General features: G+C 73.7%; 24 protein-coding genes. 13 read left to right on the top strand and 11 right to left on the bottom strand.

The genetic code is table 11. From position 1 onward, the window contains the following. Positions 1-195: 195 nt before the first annotated feature. Positions 196-603: an ester cyclase gene (locus ACTMTB_RS02555; RefSeq protein WP_441142299.1), complete on the bottom strand. Its 408-nt coding sequence runs from the start codon at positions 601-603 to the stop codon at positions 196-198. Between the two features lie 132 nt (positions 604-735). On the opposite strand from ACTMTB_RS02555, the gene ACTMTB_RS02550 reads away from it, so the two are divergent. Then, on the top strand, positions 736-1,773 hold the full coding sequence (locus ACTMTB_RS02550; protein WP_441142298.1) for a glutathione S-transferase family protein: 1,038 nt from the start codon (positions 736-738) through the stop codon (positions 1,771-1,773). Between the two features lie 10 nt (positions 1,774-1,783). Here ACTMTB_RS02550 and nuoH read toward each other — a convergent pair whose 3' ends face one another. Beyond that, on the bottom strand, positions 1,784-2,746 hold the full coding sequence (gene nuoH, locus ACTMTB_RS02545) for an NADH-quinone oxidoreductase subunit NuoH (RefSeq protein WP_088960216.1): 963 nt from the start codon (positions 2,744-2,746) through the stop codon (positions 1,784-1,786). After that, on the bottom strand, positions 2,746-3,528 hold the full coding sequence (locus ACTMTB_RS02540; protein WP_441142297.1) for an NADH-quinone oxidoreductase subunit C: 783 nt from the start codon (positions 3,526-3,528) through the stop codon (positions 2,746-2,748). Before ACTMTB_RS02540 ends, nuoH begins: the two co-directional genes overlap by 1 nt. Positions 3,529-3,633: 105 nt before the next feature. Here ACTMTB_RS02540 and ACTMTB_RS02535 point away from each other — a divergent pair, with 105 nt between their 5' ends. Continuing rightward, positions 3,634-4,680, top strand: a complete 1,047-nt coding sequence (locus ACTMTB_RS02535; RefSeq protein ID WP_441142296.1) for a glucose 1-dehydrogenase — start codon at positions 3,634-3,636, stop codon at positions 4,678-4,680. 12 nt (positions 4,681-4,692) lie between these two features. Here ACTMTB_RS02535 and ACTMTB_RS02530 read toward each other — a convergent pair whose 3' ends face one another. After that, a complete protein-coding gene (locus tag ACTMTB_RS02530) occupies positions 4,693-6,009 on the bottom strand; it encodes a DUF2252 domain-containing protein (protein WP_441142295.1) in 1,317 nt (438 codons plus the stop codon). Positions 6,010-6,084: 75 nt separating this feature from the next. Beyond that, entirely contained in the window at positions 6,085-6,660 is a 576-nt protein-coding gene (locus ACTMTB_RS02525; protein WP_441142294.1) for an NADH-quinone oxidoreductase subunit B, read from the bottom strand. Between the two features lie 165 nt (positions 6,661-6,825). On the opposite strand from ACTMTB_RS02525, the gene ACTMTB_RS02520 reads away from it, so the two are divergent. The 3 genes from ACTMTB_RS02520 (at position 6,826) to ACTMTB_RS02510 (ending at position 8,900) form a co-directional block, all read left to right on the top strand. After that, positions 6,826-6,984, top strand: a complete 159-nt coding sequence (locus ACTMTB_RS02520; protein ID WP_441142293.1) for a hypothetical protein — start codon at positions 6,826-6,828, stop codon at positions 6,982-6,984. Between the two features lie 175 nt (positions 6,985-7,159). Continuing rightward, positions 7,160-7,708, top strand: a complete 549-nt coding sequence (locus ACTMTB_RS02515) for a SigE family RNA polymerase sigma factor (RefSeq protein WP_280836995.1) — start codon at positions 7,160-7,162, stop codon at positions 7,706-7,708. Beyond that, positions 7,701-8,900: a hypothetical protein gene (locus ACTMTB_RS02510; protein ID WP_441142292.1), complete on the top strand. Its 1,200-nt coding sequence runs from the start codon at positions 7,701-7,703 to the stop codon at positions 8,898-8,900. The genes ACTMTB_RS02515 and ACTMTB_RS02510 overlap by 8 nt, the downstream gene beginning before the upstream one ends. A gap of 43 nt (positions 8,901-8,943) precedes the next feature. Here the strand turns inward: ACTMTB_RS02510 and ACTMTB_RS02505 are convergent, their stop codons facing one another. Genes ACTMTB_RS02505 through ACTMTB_RS02495 form a run of 3 tightly spaced genes read right to left on the bottom strand, consistent with a single transcriptional unit; the run spans position 8,944 to position 12,145 of the window. Next, positions 8,944-10,422, bottom strand: a complete 1,479-nt coding sequence (locus ACTMTB_RS02505) for a pyridoxal phosphate-dependent decarboxylase family protein (RefSeq protein WP_441142291.1) — start codon at positions 10,420-10,422, stop codon at positions 8,944-8,946. Beyond that, positions 10,419-11,798: an MFS transporter gene (locus tag ACTMTB_RS02500; RefSeq protein ID WP_441142290.1), complete on the bottom strand. Its 1,380-nt coding sequence runs from the start codon at positions 11,796-11,798 to the stop codon at positions 10,419-10,421. Before ACTMTB_RS02500 ends, ACTMTB_RS02505 begins: the two co-directional genes overlap by 4 nt. A gap of 32 nt (positions 11,799-11,830) precedes the next feature. Next, entirely contained in the window at positions 11,831-12,145 is a 315-nt protein-coding gene (locus ACTMTB_RS02495) for an MGMT family protein (protein ID WP_088960207.1), read from the bottom strand. Positions 12,146-12,158: 13 nt separating this feature from the next. Here ACTMTB_RS02495 and proB point away from each other — a divergent pair, with 13 nt between their 5' ends. The 8 genes from proB to ACTMTB_RS02455 all read left to right on the top strand — a co-directional run bounded on the left by proB (position 12,159) and on the right by ACTMTB_RS02455 (position 17,761). Beyond that, complete coding sequence (proB, locus tag ACTMTB_RS02490; protein ID WP_441142289.1) at positions 12,159-13,316, top strand: glutamate 5-kinase; 1,158 nt, start codon at positions 12,159-12,161, stop codon at positions 13,314-13,316. A 90-nt stretch (positions 13,317-13,406) separates the two neighbouring features. Then, a complete protein-coding gene (locus ACTMTB_RS02485; protein ID WP_441142288.1) occupies positions 13,407-14,651 on the top strand; it encodes a glutamate-5-semialdehyde dehydrogenase in 1,245 nt (414 codons plus the stop codon). Positions 14,652-14,737: 86 nt separating this feature from the next. After that, on the top strand, positions 14,738-15,136 hold the full coding sequence (locus ACTMTB_RS02480; protein ID WP_441142287.1) for a YbaB/EbfC family nucleoid-associated protein: 399 nt from the start codon (positions 14,738-14,740) through the stop codon (positions 15,134-15,136). 2 nt (positions 15,137-15,138) lie between these two features. Then, positions 15,139-15,465 carry a WXG100 family type VII secretion target gene (locus tag ACTMTB_RS02475; RefSeq protein WP_357609437.1) on the top strand — a complete coding sequence of 109 codons (327 nt, stop codon included), beginning with the start codon at positions 15,139-15,141 and terminating at the stop codon, positions 15,463-15,465. Between the two features lie 29 nt (positions 15,466-15,494). After that, positions 15,495-15,989, top strand: a complete 495-nt coding sequence (locus tag ACTMTB_RS02470) for a hypothetical protein (protein WP_441142286.1) — start codon at positions 15,495-15,497, stop codon at positions 15,987-15,989. Then, positions 15,982-16,599: a hypothetical protein gene (locus ACTMTB_RS02465; protein WP_350797929.1), complete on the top strand. Its 618-nt coding sequence runs from the start codon at positions 15,982-15,984 to the stop codon at positions 16,597-16,599. The genes ACTMTB_RS02470 and ACTMTB_RS02465 overlap by 8 nt, the downstream gene beginning before the upstream one ends. Next, positions 16,596-17,216: a hypothetical protein gene (locus ACTMTB_RS02460; RefSeq protein WP_441142285.1), complete on the top strand. Its 621-nt coding sequence runs from the start codon at positions 16,596-16,598 to the stop codon at positions 17,214-17,216. The genes ACTMTB_RS02465 and ACTMTB_RS02460 overlap by 4 nt, the downstream gene beginning before the upstream one ends. A 29-nt stretch (positions 17,217-17,245) precedes the next feature. Then, positions 17,246-17,761: an SUKH-4 family immunity protein gene (locus tag ACTMTB_RS02455; protein WP_358000267.1), complete on the top strand. Its 516-nt coding sequence runs from the start codon at positions 17,246-17,248 to the stop codon at positions 17,759-17,761. Here ACTMTB_RS02455 and ACTMTB_RS02450 read toward each other — a convergent pair. From ACTMTB_RS02450 to ACTMTB_RS02440, 3 genes are all read right to left on the bottom strand, one after another. Then, entirely contained in the window at positions 17,745-18,593 is an 849-nt protein-coding gene (locus ACTMTB_RS02450; RefSeq protein ID WP_441142284.1) for a squalene--hopene cyclase, read from the bottom strand. The genes ACTMTB_RS02455 and ACTMTB_RS02450 overlap by 17 nt on opposite strands. An 85-nt stretch (positions 18,594-18,678) precedes the next feature. Continuing rightward, positions 18,679-19,929, bottom strand: coding sequence for an adenylyltransferase/sulfurtransferase MoeZ (gene moeZ, locus ACTMTB_RS02445; RefSeq protein WP_358000654.1), 1,251 nt, complete (start codon positions 19,927-19,929; stop codon positions 18,679-18,681). Between the two features lie 41 nt (positions 19,930-19,970). Continuing rightward, entirely contained in the window at positions 19,971-20,816 is an 846-nt protein-coding gene (locus tag ACTMTB_RS02440; protein ID WP_441142283.1) for a DUF3152 domain-containing protein, read from the bottom strand. Between the last annotated feature and the right edge of the window lie 65 nt (positions 20,817-20,881).

The following is a 20,881-nucleotide window of genomic DNA, read 5'->3' as shown; positions in this document are numbered from 1 at the left end:
CCGGTGCGGGCCGCGGCCGTTCCGGCCGGAGCACCCCGGACGGACCGCGGGCCGGCCCGGCGCCGGAGGCGGATGCCGGTACGAGCGTGATACCTCTGGGTCATCAATATGCCTCTGAGGCATCACGCTCATCCGCGCTCAGGCCGCGGCGGGGTGACCCTGAGTGACAGAGCCGGCGAGCGGGGGCCGTGCCGGTCAGGCCGGCGGCAGGACTTCCACGCCGAGCTGCTGGAGGAGCTGGAACAGCTCGTTGACGCTCCACACGTCGACGATCCGGCCGTCGCCGTCGAAGCGCAGGAAGGTCGCCCCCGAGTAGCTGACCACCTGCCCGGTCGGCGGCACCGGGCCGAACTGCCCGGCCTGGGTGCCGGCCGCTCGCCAGCGCACCGCCACCCGGTCGCCGGCGGCCACCACGTCCACGATCTTGTAGCGCAGGTCGGGGAAGGCCGCCCGGCGGTCCCGGTGCCAGGCCAGCGTCGCCTCCGGTCCGACCCCGCCGAGCCCCGGGCACTCCGCCCCGATCAGCTCGTACACGGAGTCCTCGCGCCCGCCGTTCCACACGTCGGCGACGAACCGCCGCGCCAGCGCCTCCCGATCGATCATCCGGGCAGCCTAGCCGGGGCCGCGCCGGGCGAAATGCGGTCGTGCGACCGCGGAGACGGACGCTCACCGGACCCGGGCGCGCGAGATCGGCAAAGATGGAGGGGACGCGACGAACGGACTCCAGGGGGCGAAGTGGGCGAGGCGGCAGGCGAAACGACCGGCGGCAAGTACGTCGAGCCGGGCGGTGAGTTCACCCGCGACCAGCGCTACATCGCCACCCGGATCACCGCCGACGGGCGGGACGGCTACCCGGTCGAGCCGGGGCGGTACCGGCTCGCGGTCAGCCGCGCCTGCCCCTGGGCGAACCGGCTGATCATCGTGCGGCGGCTGCTCGGGCTGGAGGACGCCATCTCGATGGCGGTGGCCGGGCCGACCCACGACGCCCGGAGCTGGACGTTCGACCTGGACCCGGGCGGGCGGGACCCGGTGCTCGGCATCGAGCGGCTCCAGGAGGCGTACTTCGCCCGCTTCCCCGGCTACGAGCGGGGCATCACGGTGCCGGCGATCGTCGACGTGCCGACCGGGCAGGTGGTCACCAACAACTTCGGGCAGATGAGCCTGGACCTGTCCACCGAGTGGACGGCGTACCACCGCGAGGGCGCGCCACAGCTCTACCCGGAACGGCTGCGCGACGAGATCGACGAGGTGAGCGCGGCGCTGTTCCGGGACGTCAACAACGGCGTGTACCGGTGCGGCTTCGCCGGCAGCCAGGAGGCGTACGAGAAGGCGTACCACCAGCTCTTCGACCGGCTGGACTGGCTGACCGAGCGGCTGGCGGGCCAGCGCTACCTGGTCGGCGACACCATCACCGAGGCGGACGTGCGGCTGTTCACCACCCTGACCCGCTTCGACCCGGTCTACCACGGCCACTTCAAGTGCAACCGCAGCAAGCTGACCGAGATGCCGGTGCTGTGGGCGTACGCGCGGGACCTGTTCCAGACCCCCGGCTTCGGCGACACGGTCGACTTCGACCACATCAAGCGGCACTACTACGAGGTGCACCGGGACATCAACCCGACCGGCGTGACGCCGCTCGGGCCCGACCTGTCCAACTGGCTCACCCCGCACGGCCGGGAGGAACTCGGCGGACGGCCCTTCGGCGACGGCACCCCGCCGCCACCCCCGCCGGCCGACGAGCGGGTCGACCCCGCCCACAGCCCGCTGCGCTGAGCGCGGGCCGTTACAGCGCGACGCGCACGGCGGCGGTGAGGACCAGCTGGGCCAGGGAGAGCGGCACCAGCACCAACCAGCAGAGGCGTTGCAGCTGGTCCTCCCGCAGCCGCGGGTACGAGACCCGGAGCCAGATGATCACGAAGGAGACCGCGAAGACCTTCAGCAGCGTCCACAGCCAGCCGAGCTGACCGTCGGCGAACGGGCCCTGCCAGCCGCCGAGGAAGAGCACGGTGGTCAGCGCGGCGATCACCACGATGCCGACGTACTCGGCGAGCAGGAAGAAGGCGAAGCGCAGGCCGGTGTACTCGGTCATGTAACCGAAGACCAGCTCGGAGTCGGCGATCGGCATGTCGAACGGGGGCCGCCGGATCTCGGCCAGCCCGGCGACGAAGAAGACGAACATCGCGGGCGCCTGCCAGAGCAGCCACCAGGGCTGCCACGCCTCGACGATGCCGGAGAGGCTGAGCGTGCCCGCCGCCATCGCCACCGAGGCGGCGGAGAGCACCAGCGGCAGCTCGTAGCCGAGCAGCTGGGCCGCCCCGCGCAGGCCGCCGAGCAGGCTGTACTTGTTGGCCGAGGCCCAGGCCGACATCAGCACCGCGACCACGCCCACGCCGACCACGGCGAGGACGAAGAAGAGGCCGATGTCCAGCGGCTGCCCGACCAGGTCGTCCGGGCCGAGCGGGATGACCAGCAGGACCAGCAGGTAGGGCACCAGGGCCACCACCGGGGCGAGCCGGAACACCGCCCGGTCCGCCTCGCGCGGGGTGACGTCCTCCTTCTGCACGAACTTCACCCCGTCGGCGACCAGCTGCGCCCAGCCGTGGAAGCCGCCCGCGTACATCGGGCCGAGCCGGCCCTGCATGTGCGCCATCACCTTGTGTTCGGCCTGGCCGACCACCAGCGGCAGGGTGAGGAAGGCGACCAGCACGCCACCGACCCGGATCACCAGCTCCAACCAGGTGGGCATCAGGCCGTACCTTCCTCGTCGCGCGGCGCCGGGCCGTCGCCGGTCGCGGGCTCTCCGGCCGCCGCCGGGCCGTCGCCGGTCGCCCCGGCCCCCGGGGTACGCGCCGCGCGCGCGCCCGGAGCCGGCCGGGCGGGCCGCTCCCGGACCGGGCGGGCCGGGGTACCGCCGCGCGGCCCCTCGCCCACCCCGGCCGCCCCGGCGGGCGTCGGCGTGGTGCCCCACTCCCCCGGCGCGGGTACGCCCGGCGGCCGGATCGGCCGGCGACCGCCGCCGGCCTCCGACTCGCCCGGCTCCTTCGCCCCCGGCCAGGGCTTGGCCACCCGGGAGGCGAGCACGAACTCCTTGCGCAGCGGATGCCCCTCGAACTCGGGCGGCAGCAGCAGCGGGGCCAGCCCGGGGTGACCGGCGAAGTCGATGCCGAACATCTCGTGGGTCTCCCGCTCGTGCCAGGCGGCGCCCGGCCAGAGGTCGACCACCGAGGCCACCGTCGGCGACTCGCGGGGCACCCGGGTGCGCAGCAGCACCCCGTGCCGGCGGGTGGTCGACCAGAGGTGGACCACCACGTCGAACCCGTCGGCCAGCTCGTCGACCGCCGAGAGCCAGTCGAAGAAGTCGCAGGCCAGCTCGGCGTCGTCGCGCGCAGCGCGCAGCGCGTCGGTCCAGCTCGCAAGGGGTACGTCGACGGTGGCGCGGGCGTGGGACTGACCGCCGGAGACCGACGTGGTGGCCTCGACCGGCGCGAGCAGCGCGACCACCCGCTGGCCGACCTCTTCCGGAGTCATGCCGCTGATCCTAGGGCCGCCGGCTCGCGGCCGTGTCGGCCCGCCCGGGCGGCATCTGGTCGCTTTACCCGGCGGGTGGACGCCGGAGGGGGAAAGATGTTCACCGTGCGTGCTGTCACTGTGACTCCCGGAATGCCCGACTCGCTGCGCCTGGTGGACGACTGGCCCGAGCCGGCGCCCGAGGAGGGCGCGATCCTGGTCGAGGCGCTGGCGGTCGGCATCTGCGGCACCGACCTGGAGATCGTCGCCGGCGAGTACGGCGAGGCCCCGCCCGGCCAGGATCGGCTGGTGCTCGGGCACGAGGCGCTGGGCCGGGTGCTGGAGGATCCCACCGGCACCCTGCACCCGGGCGACCTGGTGGCGGGCGTGGTCCGCCGGCCCGACCCGGTGCCCTGCCCGAACTGCGCCATTGACGAGTGGGACATGTGCCGCAACGGGCAGTACACCGAACACGGGATCAAGGGCCTGCCCGGCTACGCCCGGGACCGGTGGCGGATCCAACCGAAGTACGCCGTCGGCCTGGACCCGTCCCTCGCGCCCGTCGGCATGCTGCTGGAGCCGACCAGCGTGGTGGCGAAGGCCTGGGACCACATCGAGCGGATCGGCGCCCGCGCCGAGTGGAAGCCGCAGACCGCGCTGGTCACCGGCGCCGGGCCGATCGGCCTGCTGGCCGCGCTGCTGGCCACCCAGCGCGGCCTGGCGGTGCACGTCCTCGACCGGAACACCACCGGCCCGAAGCCCGACCTGGTCCGGGCGCTCGGCGCGACGTACCACACCGTGCCGGTGGCCGAGCTGGACTTCGAACCGGACGTGGTGGTCGAGTGCACCGGTGCACCGCCGGTGGTGCTGGACGCGATGCGCAAGGCCGGGCCGATCGGCATCGTCTGCCTGACCGGCGTCTCCAGCGGCGGCCGGAGCATCGAATTCGACGCGGGCGCGCTCAACCGGGACCTGGTGCTGGAGAACAACGTGGTCTTCGGGTCGGTCAACGCCAACCGGCGGCACTGGGAGCTGGCCGCCGAGGCGCTCGCCCGGGCCGACCGGTCCTGGCTGGAATCGCTGATCACCCGCCGGGTGCCGGTGTCGGCGTACGCCGAGGCGTACACCCACACCGGCGGCGACATCAAGACGGTGCTCGACTTCACCGCCTGAGCGGCGGACGCCTCAGATGCCGGGTAGGCGGCCGTTGCGGAACAGGTCCACGAAGAGCTGGTGGTCCTCCCGGGTCCGGACGCCGTAGGCGTGCGCGAAGTCGACGAGGTGGGTGACGAAACCGGCCTCGTCGGCGTCCACCGCCGCCACGATCGACTCCTCGGTGGAGTAGTCCACCAGGTCGTGGCTGGACTCGTCGTCGGCGACCGAGTGCATCCGGGCCACCGCCCGGCCCAGGTCGCTCAGCACCCCGGCCAGCTCGTCCGGCTCGTTGACGTCCGCCCAGTCCAGGTCGGCGGCGTACGGGGAGATCTCGGCGACGAGCTGGCCGGTCCCGTCCAGCTCGGTGAAGCCCAGCCACGGATCGGCGTGCGCCTGGAGTGCCCGCTGCGACTCGGCCGTACGGTGGCCCTGATGCCGGAAGTAGCCGCGGACCCGCTCGTCGTCGATGTGCCGGGCCACCGCGGGCACCTGCGCCTGCTTCATGTAGATCACGACGTCGTTCTCCAGCGCCTGGGTGTGCCCCTCCAGCAGCAGGTTGTACGACGGCAGCCCGGCCGAGCCGATGCCCACGCCCTTGCGCAGCACCACGTCCTTGATGTGGGATGAAACAGGACGCAGCCGCGGGGGCGATGCCGGCAACGACCCCAGATAGCTCTCGAAGGCAGCGCAGACCTTCTTCCGGGTGGCCGCGTCGATCTCGAACACCCCGTCGCCGAGGGAGAAGCGGCGCTCGTAGTTGTCGATGGTGGTCTGCGTGGCGAGCAGGTCCACCCGGGTGTTGAGCCGGGCCTGCTGGAGCACCCGGCGCAGCACGCCGTCGGCGTTGTCCAGGGTGATCGAGCCGATCGCGTCGTCCCCGCCGGCCGCGATGGCCCGCAGCTCGGTCAGGTACGACCGGGCGAACCGGGCGACCAGCTCACTGATCACCTGGTCCGACAGGGCCTTGGCGTAGCAGAGCAGGGCGACGCTGGCCGCCAGGCGCTTGAGGTCCCAGGAGAACGGCCCGACGTACGCCTCGTCGAAGTCGTTGACGTTGAACACCAACTGCCCGGAGCCGTTCATGTAGGTGCCGAAGTTCTCCGCGTGCAGGTCGCCGTGGATCCACACCCGGCTGGTCCGCTCGTCGAGGAACGCCACGTCGGCGAAGTCGCCGCGCTGGTCGGCGTAGAACAGGGATGCGCTGCCCCGGTAGAAGGCGAACGGGGAGGCGGCCATCTTGCGGAACTTGCGGCGGAAGGCCGCCGGGTCGAGTGCCATCGACGCACCGAACTCCTCGGTGAGCACGTCGACGATGAAGGCGGAACGCTGCTCCGCGGACTGGGTCATGGACCGCAGGCTAACCGCCGGCCGCCAGCCGGGGCGCTCGTCCGAGCGGGTCGGCCGGGTGGGCCGGGTGGCGGTTCAGGACACCGGCGGGCGTACCGGCGGGGAGGTGAGCGAGCCGACCGAGCGGGGTGGGAAGTCCGGGCGCGGCGCGTCCGCCGGCGAGGCGAGCGCGTCGGGGCGGGCCACGCCGCCGATCCCGGACTGCTCGGCGGCGATCTTCTCCTGCAGGCGGAGGATGCCGTGCAGCAGCGCCTCCGGCCGCGGCGGACAGCCGGGCACGTAGACGTCGACCGGGATGAGCTGGTCGACGCCCTTGGTCACCGAGTACGAGTCCCAGTACGGGCCGCCGCAGTTGGAGCAGGCGCCGAACGAGATCACGTACTTCGGCTCGGGCATCTGGTCGTAGAGGCGCTTGATCGCCGGGGCCATCTTGTCGGTGACCGTGCCGGAGACCACCATCAGGTCGGCCTGCCGGGGGCCGTGGGCGAACGGGATCACGCCCAGCCGGATGAAGTCGTGCCGACCCATGCTGGTGGCGATGAACTCGATCGCGCAGCAGGCCAGGCCGAAGTTGAAGACCCAGAGCGAGTAGCGGCGGCCCCAGTTCAGCACGAACCGGATCGGCTCGCCGAGCACTCCCGGCAGCTGCACGACCGCCCCCTTCCTGTCTCCCACCGGACAGTCAACCACAGCGCCCGGGCTGCAACCGGAACGGCCGTCGCGGGCTTCTACGGGTGTGACGACGCGGAGGAAACCCACCCGCGCGCCACCAACGGGCGCGGCCGACGCCGCGACCGACGATCACGGGGAGAAAGCATGGACGTAGGAACCGGAGGACGGGTCGCCGGCGCGCCGCTCGGGTCGGCGCTGGCCGTCCTGGCCGCGGCACGGGCCGCCGCCACCACGACGACCGGCCGGCCGGCCACCGTCTCGGCGGGCCGGCTGACCACGCTCGACGCCGTCGACAACGGCTGACGTCCATGAGCCACCGCCGGCCGGGCACGGGGGTCTCGGCCGGCGGTGCCCGTCCGGGTCCGGTCGTCCCGGCCCCGACCGCCCTCCCCCGTCGAACGACGACAACCGGCCGGTGCCGGTACCGGAGTGACCGGTGCCGGCGGGTACGGACCCACGGCCGCCACGGGGAGGACGAGTGACTGTGACGAGAGACGTGCGGGTCGCCGAGCCACCGCCGGGCCCGGCTCCCGAGCCGCCCGAGCTGATCTTCGACGACTTCTACCACGCACACTTCCGGGGGCTGGTCGTCCAGCTCACCGCGTACACCGGTGACCTCGGCCAGGCGCAGGACCTGGTCCAGGAGGCCTTCTGCCGGGCGTACGTGCGCTGGGACCGGGTGGCCGGCTACGAGGACCCGCTGGCCTGGGTACGCAAGGTCGCCTGGAACCTGGGCCACCACCGCTGGCGGCGGCTGCGTACCGCCGAACTGTTCCTGCGCCGGCAGCGGGAGACGCACGTGGCCGGGCCGACGCCGGACCGGGTGGCGCTCGACCAGGCCCTGGCGCAGTTGCCGCCCAAGCAGCGCCGCGCCGTGGTGCTGCACTACCTCGCCGACCTGACGGTCGCCGAGATCGCCGCTCAGGAGCAGGTCGCCGAGGGCACGGTCAAGTCCTGGCTGCACCGGGGCCGGGCGGCGCTCGCCACCCACCTGCGCGAGACCACCGAGGAGGTGCGGGATGCCTGAGCAGGAGGTTCTCGCCACGGAGTTCGCCCGCTACCGCCAGGCGGTGATGACCGAGATCGAGGTGCCGGGACCGGCCGCCGTGCGGCGGGCCGTACGCCGGCGGCGGCGCAGCCACCTCGCCGCGGGGGCGACGGCCGCGCTGACCCTGCTGGCCGGGCCGGTCGTCGGGTACGCGGCGCTGGACCGCTCGGCCCCCGGCCCGACCCCGGTCGAGCCGACGCCGAGCGCCACCGCGAGCCCGTCGCCGACGCCGAGCGGCTCCGGCAGCCCGACCCCGTCCTCGGCGACCACCAGCACGAGCCCGACCGGGGCGCCGGACGGCCGGATCAGCCGGGCCCAGCTCCTGGCCGGCCCGGTCACGCTGCCCACCTGGCACGTCGACGCCGGTTGCCCGAACGGCCGGGTCCGGTTGACCGGCGAAGCCGGGTGGGAGACGAACACCCTGCTCGCGCTCGACACCGGTGACATCGACGGCGACGGGGCGGCCGAGACCGTGGCGCTGGTGCAGTGCGTGCGGGGCACCGGCGGCCCGCAACAGGTGGTGGCCTTCGACCGGGACGGGTCGGGACGGATCGTGACCGTCGGCCGGGTGGCGGCGAGCAGGTTGGAGCGACCGCAGTGGCTGATCGCGCTCGATGTCCGCGACGACGGTGTGGTCCGCGTGCAGGTCGGCGACATCGCACCCGGCGGCGGCTGGCCCGGTGACTGGTCGCAGCGGCAGTGGCGCGGTTACCGCTGGGACGGCCGCTCGTTCGGTCAGGTCTCCGGGCCGACCGCCTTCGGCCCGAACCCGTACTCCGCCAACCTCGCGATCAGCGTGGCGGAGCTGCGGCTCACCGAGGCCGACGACGGTTCCCGCGTGGGCTGGATCGAGGCGCGGATCCGGCACCTCGGCGGTCGGGAGGTCGCCGCGGTCCAGCTGCGCCTGGATCTGCCCGCGCAGCTCGAACCGGACGTCGACGGCTGGGGTGGCTGCGGCGCCGACGTGGCTGACCGCACGCCGTTGATCTGCCGGTTCGGGTCGCTCGAGTCCGGCGGGGAGCTGCCGTTACGGTTGGCCGTCCGGGTGCGGCCGGGGGTCGCCCTGCCCGCCGGGACCGCGCCGTTGAGCGTGGCGGCGCTCGGGCCGGGCAGCAACTACCTGCTGGAACGGGACGACAGCGACAACCAGGACACGATTGCCTGGCGGTGAGGCTGGGACCCGGTGCGGCGTCGGCGATCGCCACACCGGGCACTCAGTACGTCGGGCGCTGGAGCAGGCTGACGAACTCGACCAGCAGCCGCTCCCGCAGCGCCGGCGGCGCGGCGTCGAGCAGCGCGTTGACCAGGGCCATCCGCTCCGGTAGCGCGCCGCCGCCAGTCGGGGCCGGGTCGGACCCGGCGCCCAGGCCGAGGCCGGCGGCCAGACCGGCGACCAGGTCCGGGGTGAGCGCGTCCGGGGTCAACGCGGTGGCCAGGGCGCGCAGTTCGTCGGGGAGCCGCACCGGCCCGGCGGCCCGGGCCGCGGCCACCGCGGCCACCAGGTCCGGGCCGAACTCGGCCACCCGGGGCGCGACCGACGCGGTGACGGTGAGGTGCACGCTGGCCGGCAGGTCGGCGTACGACAGCTGCGGCTGGGTGTGCCAGCCGCGCGCGGCCAGCTCGTCGACCAGCACAAACAGGTCCAGCTCGGGGTCGGTGCTGGTGAAGCAGACGACGGTGGACTCCGGCTCGGCCATCAGCCGCAGGCCGGCCACACCGCGCACCGCGTCGGCCAGGCCGGCCACCGCGTCCCGGGTCAGCCCGGCGAGCCGCAGGTAGCCGGCGTCGCCGAGGTGCCGCAGGGTGGCGTACGCGGCGGCGATCGGCCCGCCCGAGCGGGTCGAGGCGAGCACCGGGTTGACCATCGTGTACCCGGGCCAGTCCGCGTACGCGAAGTACTGCGGGGCGCGCAGCGCCGGGTCGCGGTGCAGCAGCACCGACACGCCCTTCGGGGCGTACGCGTACTTGTGCAGGTCCACCGAGATCGAGGTGACCCCGTCGACGGCGAAGTCGAACGGCGGCACCGGCGCGCCGAGGCGGCGCAGGTAGGGCAGCGTCCAGCCGCCGAAGCAGGCGTCCACGTGGCAGCGCACCCCGGCCGCCGCGGCCGCCGCGGCGATCTCCGCCACCGGGTCGATGACGCCGTGCGCGTACGAGGGGGCGGAGCAGGCCACCAGCACCGTCTCCGGGCGGATCGCGGCGGCCACGTCGGCGGCCGCCGGGCGCAGCGTCTTCGGGTCGACCGGCACCGTGTCGAGGGTGACCCCGAGCAGGTGGGCGGCCTTGGCGAAGGCGGCGTGCCCGCTGGCCGGCACCACGATCCGGGGCGCGGTCAGCTCGGGGCGGGCGTCCCGGGCGGCCTTGACGGCGAGGATCAGCGACTCGGTGCCACCGCTGGTGACGCTGCCGACCACCTCCGCAGCGGTCGTGCCGGGGCCGCCGCCGAGCAGCCGGGCGGCCGCTCCGACCAGCGCGTTCTCCATCGCCAGCAGGGACGGGAACGCGGTTGGGTCGAGCCCGTTGACGTGCGCGCTGCCGGCGTGCGCGGCGGCGGCCAGCTCGTCCAGGCCGGGCACGGCGGGGTCGTAGACGTAGGCGAACAGCCGTCCGCCGTGTGTCGGCCGGTCGAGGGCCCGCAGCTCGCGGATCTCCGCCAGCACCCGCTCGGCGGGTGCGCCGTCCTCGTCGATCATCGGTCGCCCTTCGGGTCGGGGTCCAGGGTCCAGCCGCGCAGCAGCAGCACGGCGAGCCCGACCAGCAGGGCGGGCAGCACGGTGAAGCCGAGCAGCACGCCGAGCCGGGCCTGGTCGGACTGGGCCGCCGCGGTGCCGGTGTCGGAGGAGACGTAGCCGGAGACCTGGAGCACCAGGCCGTAGAGGCCGGGGCCCAGCGCCAGGCCGAAGGTCTCTCCCGCCGTCCACAGGCCGGTGAAGACGCCCGCCTGCCGGCGGCCGGTCCGCGCGGTCTCGTGGGCGACGCAGTCCGGCAGCAGGGCCAGGGCGAAGACCTGCTGGCCGGCGTACCCGACGCCGAGCAGCGCGACCACCGCGTAGACGGCGGCGGCGGGCAGCGCGGGCGCGGCGACCAGGGCCAGCGCCCCGGCGGCGAGCAGCAGCGAGGCGGCGACCAGGGTGGTCCGCTTGCCGAGCCGGGCGCCGAGCCGGGACCACAGCGGCATCACCAGCAGCGCCGGCCCGACGAAACAGGCGAAGAGCAGGGTCGGGCCGTTCTCCGGGTCGCGCAGGATCTGGTCGGCGAAGTAGCTGACCCCGGCCAGGATGGTCGCCACCCCGGCCGACTGGATCACGAAGCAGAGCAGCAGCGCCCGGAACGGCCGGTTGCCGGCGGCCACCGCGAGCTGGGCGCGCAGCGTGGGCTCGGTCTCGGTCACCGCGCCGGTCGCGACCGCGCGGGTCCCGAGGAAGGCGCCGACGGCGCCGAGGGCGATCAGCGCGGCGACGAAGAGGCCCATCCACCGGTGCCCGGCGAGGCCGTCGCCGGTCGCGGTCACCACCATCGGGGCCACCGCGCCGGAGACCAGGATGGCCAGCGCCAGCACCGCGATCCGCCAGGTCATCAGCCGGGTACGCTCCGCGCGGTCGCCGGTCAGCTCGGCCGGCATCGCCACGTACGGCACCTGGAAGAAGGCGAACGCGGTGGCGGTGGCGAGGAAGGCGAGCGCCACGTACGCCCCGGCGGCGGGACCGGCGCCGAAGGGCGCGGCGAAGATGGCGGCGAAGAGCACCGCGAGGGCGAGCCCGGCGCCGAGCAGCCACGGTCGGCGCGGCCCCCAGCGGGAACGGGTGCGGTCGGAGAGCCGCCCGGCCACCGGGTTCACCAGCACGTCCCACGCCTTGGGCAGCAGCACCAGCAGGGCGGCCACCCCGGCGGCCACGCCCAGGGTGTCGGTGAGGTACGGCAGCAGCAGCAGCCCCGGCACGGTGCCGAACGCGCCGGTGGCCAGCGACCCGAGGGCGTAGCCGGCGTGCACCCGGCGCGGCAGCGGGTCCGGTCGCGCCTCGGTCGGGCCGGCGACCGAGGGGTCGGCTTCAGCCGGCGGCGCGTCCATGGGGCCGAATGTTACTCACGTTATGGCCGGGGTCACATTCCCTCTTCCGGCCACCAGCTCGCCGCCGACATGTCCACCCCGGCGGCCCGCAACGGGCAGCCCTCAGCCCGCAACCGGGCCCGTGCCTCGACCTCGTGACCCGGCGGCAGTCGGCCGGCGGAGGTCACCACCCGGTGCCAGGGCACCCCGCCGCCGTGCCGGGCCATGATCGAGCCGACCAGCCGCGCGGAGGCCCGGCCCGAGCGCTCGGCGAGGGCGTCGGCGACCGCCCCGTACGACATCACCCGGCCCGGCGGGATCCGCTCGACCAGCGCGAGCACCGCTTCGACGTACTCCTCAGGCGTCACGACCGGCCACGATATGGGAAGCCTGCCGGGTCGCGCGGAACCGACCGCGCAGAATGGGCGGGTGCGCGAAGCAGTCACCCAGGCCCGGCGGATCGTCGTCAAGATCGGTTCGTCCTCGCTGACCACCGGCGGCGGTGGGCTGGACGACGCCCGGGTCGACGCCCTGGTGGACACTCTCGGCGCGCTCGCCGCCCGGGGACACGAGGTGGTGCTGGTCTCCTCCGGCGCGATCGCCGCCGGCCTGGCCCCGCTCGGGCTGGCCCGGCGTCCCCGCGACCTGGCCACCCAGCAGGCCGCCGCGAGCGTCGGGCAGGGCCTGCTCATCGGCCGGTACGCGACCGGCTTCGCCCGGCACCGGCTCACCGTCGGCCAGGTGCTGCTCACCGTCGACGACGTGACCCGGCGGGCGCACTACCGCAACGCGTACCGGACCCTGCGCAAGTTGCTCGACCTGCGCGCGGTGCCGATCGTCAACGAGAACGACACGGTCGCCACCGAGGAGATCCGCTTTGGCGACAACGACCGGCTGGCCGCGCTGGTCGCCGCCCTGGTCGACGCCGACCTGCTGGTGCTCCTCTCCGACGTGGACGCGCTCTGGACCGGGGACCCGACCCAGCCGGGCAGCGCCCGGATCACCGAGGTGCGCGGCGCGGCCGACCTGGCCGGCATCGACATCGGCGGCGCGGGCCGCTCCGGCGTCGGCACCGGCGGCATGGTCACCAAGGTCGAGGCGGCCCGGATCGCCACCGGCTTCGGCATTCCAGTGGTGCTGACCGCCGCGCCGCTGGCCGCCGAGGCGCTGGCCGGCGAGCCGGTCGGCACCTTCTTCCACGCCAGCCGGCAGCGGCCCGCGGCCCGACTGTTCTGGCTCGCGCACGCCACCTCGCCCCGCGGGCGGCTGCACCTCGACCCCGGGGCGGTGCAGGCGGTGGTGGGGCGACGCAAGTCGCTGCTGCCGGCCGGGATCACCGCCGTGGACGGCGCGTTCACCGCCGGCGACCCGGTCGACCTGGTGGACGCTGAGGGCGCGCCGGTGGCCCGGGGGCTGGTCAACTACGACGCGGTGGAGCTGCCTGGGCTGCTCGGCCGCTCCACCGGAGAACTCGCCGCGGCGCTCGGCCCGGCGTACGAACGGGAGGTCGTCCACCGCGACGACCTCGTGCTGCTGTGAGGAGTTGCCGATGAGCGAGCGTCAGCGAGCGTTTCATCAGTTCAGCGCGATGGTGCCTCATGGCGGCACGGAGCGCGGCGGAGCGCCGGCATGAGCGTCAGCGAGCAGGCCCGCCGGGCCCGGGACGCGGCGGGCGAGCTGGCGGTCGCCACGCGTACCGCCAAGGACGCCGCGCTGCACGCGATGGCCGACGCGCTGGTGGCGCGTACGCGTGAGATTTTGACCGCCAACGAGGCGGACCTGGCGGCGGGGCGCACGGCCGGGCTGAGCGCGGCCGTGCTGGACCGGCTGGCGCTCGACGCGGGCCGGGTGGCGGGCATCGCGGACGCGCTGCGCCAGATGGCCGCGCTGCCCGACCCGGTGGGCGAGGTGGTCCGCGGCTCGACCCTGCCCAACGGGCTGGAGCTGCGCCAGATCCGGGTGCCGTTCGGGGTGGTCGGCATCATCTACGAGGCCCGGCCGAACGTGACCGTGGACGCCGCCGGGATCTGCCTGAAGTCCGGCAACGCCGCGCTGCTGCGCGGCTCCTCGTCGGCGGCGCACTCGAACGCGGCGCTGGTCGCCGTGCTGCGGGACGCGGTCGCCGGGGCCGGCCTGCCGGCGGACGCGGTGCAGCTGCTCGACGCCACCTCGCGCGACTCGGTCAAGGAGCTGATGCGGGCGCGCGGGCTGGTCGACGTGCTGATCCCCCGCGGCGGCGCGTCGCTGATCCGCACCGTGGTCGAGGAGTCGACGGTGCCGGTGATCGAGACCGGGGTGGGCAACTGCCACGTCTACGTCGACGCCGCGGCGGACGTGGCGAAGGCGGTGGCGGTGACCCTCAACGCGAAGACCCAGCGGCTGTCCACCTGCAACACCGCCGAGTCGCTGCTGGTGCACGCGGACGTCGCGGACGCCTTCCTGCCGCCGGCGCTGGCCGCCTTCGCCCAGGCCCGGGTGACCGTGCACGGCGACGACCGGGTGGCCGCGTACTCCGCCGCGGTGGTGCCGGCCACCGACGAGGACTTCGCCACCGAGTACCTCTCGGCGGACATCTCGGTGGCCGTGGTCGACTCGCTCGACGCGGCGGTCGCGCACATCCGCCGCTACGGCACCGGGCACACCGAGGCGATCCTCACCGACTCCGCCGCGGCGGCCCGGGAGTTCGTGGCCCGGGTGGACGCGGCGGCGGTGATGGTGAACGCGTCGACCCGGTTCACCGACGGCGGCGAGTTCGGCTTCGGCGCCGAGATCGGCATCTCCACGCAGAAGCTGCACGCCCGCGGCCCGATGGGTCTGCCCGAGCTGACCTCGACGAAGTACGTGGTCACCGGGAACGGACACCTGCGCGGCTGACCGTCCGGGTTGGACGGGCGTACGCGGGGGTGCGCGGGGCCGCTAGTCTGAGGCCCGGTTCGGCACGGCTTGTCTGGGGAGGCGGCATGCTGGGCGAGAGCGCCCTGGAAGAGCAGCTGGCGCAGGCGCGCGCCGCGCTGCGCGAGGTGAGCCGCACCGTCACGCCCCGGGAACGGGTCGAGTCGGTGGGCGAGGCCGCCGACGGACGGATCCGGGTCACCCTCGGCACCGACGGGCGGGTCAGCGCCGTCGACCTCGACCCCCGGGTGCTGCGCGAGGGGGCGGAACACCTCGCCGAGGAGTTGCGCCGGGCGGTGAACGCGGCGCTCGACGGGCAGGACGACTCGGCCGCGGCCGAGCCGATGCCCGACCTCGCCGCGATGACCGCCACCGTCGAGCGCCTGCAGGACCAGGGCCTGCGCCAGATGCGCGAGATCAGCCAGGCCATCAGCGAGACCATGCGCAAGATCCAGCAGCGGAGCTGACGATGGAGAACCTCGAGGTCGACATCGACGCCCTGCGCCGCGGCGCGGACGAGCTGACCCAGGCCAAGGAGGAGGTCCGACAGGCCTTCGAGACGTTCCAGGCCGCGCTGGGCAGCTACGCGCAGGCCTTCGGCGGCGACGAGATCGGCATGCTGGTCGGCGTCGCCCACCAGGCCTGTGTGGACGCCCTGACCGAGTGCCTCAGCACCAACGTCGCCGAGCTGGAGAGCTACGCCGACGGCCTGCACGGGATGGCCGAGAACTACCGGGCCGTCGAGGAGGACGTCACCGCCTCGTTCCGCTCGATCCTCGGCTCGCTGGGCGGCTGAGCCCCTCCACACGTACGAAAGGAGTCGCCGTGGGCCTGACGCTTCCGGGCGAGCTCGCGTCCCTGCTCTCGATGATCGGCTACGACTGGCCGGAGTCCGACGAGACCGCGATCTTTCAGCTCGCCGGCGAGTGGACCGGCATGGCCGACCGGATCAACGGCTCGGTCGCCCGGTTGGAGTCGGCGGCGCGGACGGTGCTGGAGACCAACCGGGGCGAGAGCATCACCGCCTTTGCCAGCGAGTGGAACGACAAGGAGTCGGCCGCCCGCAACATCGCCGACGCCACCAACCCGACGAACGTGATCGCCATCGGGCTGATGGCCGCGGCGGGGGTGGTGCTGGCCCTGAAGATCCAGGTGATCATCCAGCTGATCCTGCTGGCCATCCAGATCGCGCAGGCGATCGCCACGGCGGCGGTCACCTTCGGCGCCTCCCTGCTGGAGATCCCGATCTTCAAGATGATCACCGGGATGATCGTCGACCAGCTGATCGGGCTGGCGGTGGACACGGTGCTCAATGGCTAGGAAGCGGACCAGCCCGCCCCGCCAGGCGCAGGCCAAGGGGGCTCGGATCGTCTCGGCGTACCTGGAGAACGCCGACGTGTTCCGCACCGCCAAGGCCGCCGGCACGAAGGTCGACGGGCCGGCCGTGCTGGTGCTGAAGAACCGTCCGGACTTCGACAAGCGGGACTTCGACCGCAAGGCGGGCGACCTGCGCCGGCTCGGCCAGGAGGGGCGGCTGAAGAAGGCGAAGCCGGACCGGGACAGCAACAAGGTCTACGACCCCCAGCAGCAGAAGAGCCGCACCCGCACCAACATCTACCGGGACCGGATGATCCGGGACCTCACCAAGGACGGCCGCCTCAAGGCGGACATGGGCACCCCGGAGACCAACAAGTACCTGGCCAACAAGACCGTGGTGGACCGGCTCTTCGCCGGCAAGGGGCCGATCACCGAGCGCGGCCAGGGCTACGACCCGGACCACATCCACGAGCTGCAAATGGACGGAACGGACACGTACGATAATCTCAGGCCGATGGACGCCTGGACCAACCGCGAACTCGGCAGGGAGATCTCCTTGGCGCTACGGGACGTCCCCGAGGGCACCCCGATCATCGTGCGGGTCATCGAGTGAGCGACCCCGACGTCCCCGCCGGCCTGGACCGGATCCGGGAGAAGCTCGCGCTGCTGCGGCGGCTGGAGGCCGAGCAGGGCTTCGGGGTGGTCATCGGCGAGCCGGCCCCGCTGGAGCCGCTGCCCGCGCTGCCCGGCGTGGCCGAGGTCTACCGCCTCTTCGGCCGGCTGGAGGGCGACAACTTCCGGTTCACGCCGCCGGAGGAGATCCTCAGCCCGGCGGCCTGGGCGGCCCGCACGGTGAACGAGAACGACCCGATGGGCAGTCCGCTGCCGGTCGGCCACGAGGTGGACAGCATCCCGCCCGGCCTGCGCGGCGACATCAAAGGCGGCGCTCCGATCTACCTGGACACCGAGGACCTCGACGTCTACTGGATGGAGCCGGACGCCTACGTCTTTCTCTACGAGCACCCGGACACCGAACCGGAGCTGACCGTCATCGCCCCGGACGTCGTCACGTTCTTCGACGAACACGTGCTCGGCCCCGGCTACCCGGCGCTCGTCGGGACCGTGCTCGGTCCGGGCGTGGCCGAGCGGCGGCTGCGCAAGGGGCCGCACACCGGCGAGTACGCCGACAACTGGCGACGCCTGCTGATCGCCGCCGGCCTGTCCTCCTGAATCCCCCGTCGACCCGCGGAAGGACCGTCATGGCAGCTGATCCCCGGTTCACGGCACTGTGGAGCGAGGACGAGCTCATCCCGTACCCGCGCGAGGCGTGGCTGGAGGGTGGGTTCAGCCCCGACCTGCTCCCCGCCGGTGATGAAATCCCGCTCGACGTGGCGGTCGTCTACACCGCCTTCCTCGAAGGCGACATCGAGCTGTACGACACCATCCAGCTCAGCACCGAGGACGGTTCGCTGGACGTCCGGCTGATCGTGGTGGGCGCGGTCGCCGACAACCCCGACCTGCTCTACGTGCTGGACCCGCGCAACGGCGAGATCCTCCAGTTCGACCTGGACCAGCAGGACATCCAGGGCGTCAACAGCAGCTTCCGTACCTTCGTCGAGTTCCTCTACCAGTTCGCGCTCTTCGTCGAGGCGGACGAGGGCAAGGCGGGCCGGGCCGAGCGGGCCGAGACGCTGCGGATGGTGCTGGAGAGCATCGACCCGGCCGCGTTCACCCCGGACGGCTGGTGGCCGCTGGTGATCAGCCAGTTGAAGTGACCGTCCGGCAGGCCCGGATCGCCCGCAGGGTGGTGTGCACGTCGAACTGGTGACCGTCGTCGCTGTCCCAGCCGCCGTCGCTGCGCTGGGTCTCGGCGAGCCGGCGGCGGGCCGAGACCAGCAGCCACTGCTCCTCGCCCACCTCGACCCGACGCAGCGTCGCGGCCAGCCAGGCGACGTCGGCCGGGGACATCTTCGGGATCCGCTCGGCCAGCACCGCCTGGATCCGCGCCGACTCGTAGTACATCTCCTGCCGGTGCAGCACGGCGGCGCTCAGCCAGCCGGCGGGCAGGAAGGACGGCCAGCCGCCGTCCGGGGCGAGCTGCGCGGCGACCGTGTGCGCCGCCGCCTGCACCACCCCGGCGTACGCGCCGCCGACGCGGTGGTCGAGCGGGCCGGCGGCGCGGGCGTCCAGGCCGGCCACGGTCAGCCAGAACCCGGCGTTGGCGGTGAGGTAGAACCGGGCCTCCGGATCGCCCGGCCGGGCCCACTCGGGGGCGAGGCCGGCCAGCGAGGGGTCCTCGTCCCAGCCGCCGTCGGGCAGTTGGCGGGCGGCGAGCCAGTCCAGCGCGTGCCGGGCCGCCGGGCGGCCGAGGGCGCCGAGGTCGTCCAGCTCGGCGAGGCGGAAGCAGGTCGCGTCGACGGAGCCGACGGCACCGTCCAGGACGGCCGGCCAGCCCCCGTCGGGCGTCTGCCCGGCCTCGGCGGCGTCGAGCAGCTCGACCGGCACCGGCGCGCCGGTGCGCAGCCGGGAGAGCCGCGCGCGGTCCACCGCGTCCCCGTGCGCCACGACGAAGCCGATAGCGGCGTCCATGTCCACCACGGCGGTCACGCTACCTGCGCAAAGGGGATCGCGCCTCGGGGAATCGGCCGAGGCCGGGGCGGGTGAGTGGCCCGCCGCCGGCCCCGGCCGTCGCTCAGTACGCGGGCAGCGAGGGATCGATCTGCTTGATCCAGGAGAGCACACCACCCTGGACGTGCACCGCGTCGCGGAACCCGGCCGCCTTGAGGGCGGCGAGCGCCTCGGCGGAGCGGACGCCGGACTTGCAGTGCAGCACGATCTGCCGGTCCTGCGGCAGCGTCGCCAGCGCCTCGCCGGAGATGATGTCGCCCTTGGGGATCAGCGTGGCGCCGGGGATGCGGACGATCTCGTACTCGGCGGGCTCGCGGACGTCGACCAGGAAGATGTCCTTGCCGGCGTCCTGCCACTCCTTGAGCTCCAGCGCGGTGATGGTGGCGTCGATGACCGCCTCCTGCGCCTCCTCGGAGACCGCGCCGCAGAAGTCCTCGTAGTCCTCCAGCAGGTCGGTGACCGTCGGGTTCTCGCCGCAGAGCACGCAGTTCGGGTCCTTGCGAACCTTGATCTTGCGGTACGACATCTCCAGGGCGTCGTAGACCATCAGCCGGCCGACCAGCGGCTCGCCGATGCCGGTGAGCAGCTTGATCGCCTCGTTGACCTGGATCGAACCGATCGACGCGCAGAGCACGCCGAGCACGCCGCCCTCGGCGCAGGACGGGACCATGCCGGGCGGCGGGGGCTCCGGGTAGAGGCAGCGGTAGCAGGGGCCGTGCTCGGCCCAGAACACCGACGCCTGGCCGTCGAAGCGGTAGATCGAGCCCCAGACGTACGGCTTGCCGAGCAGCACCGCCGCGTCGTTGACCATGTAGCGGGTCGCGAAGTTGTCGGTGCCGTCGACGATCAGGTCGTACTCGGCGAAGATCTCGCGGACGTTCTCCCGGTCCAGCGCGGTGTTGTGGATCCGCACGTTCACCAGCGGATTGATCTCGCGGATCGACGCCGCGGCGGACTCCGCCTTCGGGCGGCCGACGTCGGAGACGCCGTGGATGACCTGCCGCTGGAGGTTGGACTCGTCGACGGTGTCGAAGTCGATGATGCCGAGCGTGCCGACGCCGGCCGCGGCGAGGTACAGCAGGGCGGGTGAGCCGAGACCGCCGGCGCCGACACACAGCACCCGGGCGTTCTTCAGCCGCTTCTGTCCCGCGACCCCGACGTCCGGGATGATCAGGTGGCGCGAGTAGCGGCGGATCTCGTCAACGGTCAGCTCGGCGGCGGGCTCGACGAGCGGGGGCAGCGACACGGTGGACTCCCCGGGATCGGCTGGTGGCGAACCGCGCCATTGTCGCTCGCCGGGGGTCCGGTCGGCCATGAGCAGTGACACGTGGCCCGACATTCGGGAGCGGGAATAACTCAGGCACCGGGGACGAGCGCGCCCTCATGGCGCACCCCGTCGACGTACGGCCAGGCGTTGGCGACGCAGCCGTCCAGGCCGTACGTCTGCTGCTGCATGACCGGGGCCGGCGCGCCGGGGCCGGGGCAGGCCTGGTGCTCCTCGCCCAGTTCGTGGCCGATCTCGTGGTTGACCACGTACGTCCGGTAGACGGCCAGCGGGGCACCGTAGTCGGGCACCGCGTCCATCCAGCGGGCCAGGTTGATGATCACCTGACCGGGCAGCCGGCAGGAGGTGTACCCCTCGGTCATCAACCCGCCCTCGGCGCACATCCGCTCGGAGGTGGCCGGGCTGGCCAGGTAGACGGTGAAGTCGGCGGCGGCGGCCTCGGGCACCCGCTGCACCCGCAGTTCGCCCGAGGCGATCCAGCTGCGCCGGTCGGCGAGCGCCTCGTCCACGGTGTCGGCGAAGAGGTCGACGTCCTGCCCGGTGCCCTCCTCGACCGCCACCCGGTAGCGGCGCAGCGGGCCGTCGTACCCGCGCACCGGCGAGCGGCCGTCGGCGGCGGCGAAGCGACCGGAGCCGCTGGTCGGGTACGCGGCGGGCGCGGCGTCCTCGCTGGCGCCGAACCCGTGTGGCCGCGACAGCCCGGCGGACGCGGGGACGGACGGCCCGTCGTCGGCCCGGACGAGGGCGACGCCGGCCACGGTCGCGCCGAGCGCCACCAGGCCGAGCAGGGCGGCACGCCGCCGGCGGCGGCGCATCCGGACCAGCGCGGGTCGGGTGTCGCCAGCGGGTCGGGCGGGGGCGGCCTGGTCGGCCGGTTCCGGTTCGCCACCCTCGGCGAGCGGGGAGAACGGGGTCACCCGATCAGCATGCCAGACTAATCGGGCATATCAGCGCTTTTCCGGTCGGCAACGTGAGTATGTTT

Source organism: Micromonospora sp. L32 (assembly GCF_052068055.1).
Lineage (GTDB): Bacteria > Actinomycetota > Actinomycetes > Mycobacteriales > Micromonosporaceae > Micromonospora > Micromonospora purpureochromogenes.
This window is presented reverse-complemented; position numbering and strand designations above follow the sequence as displayed.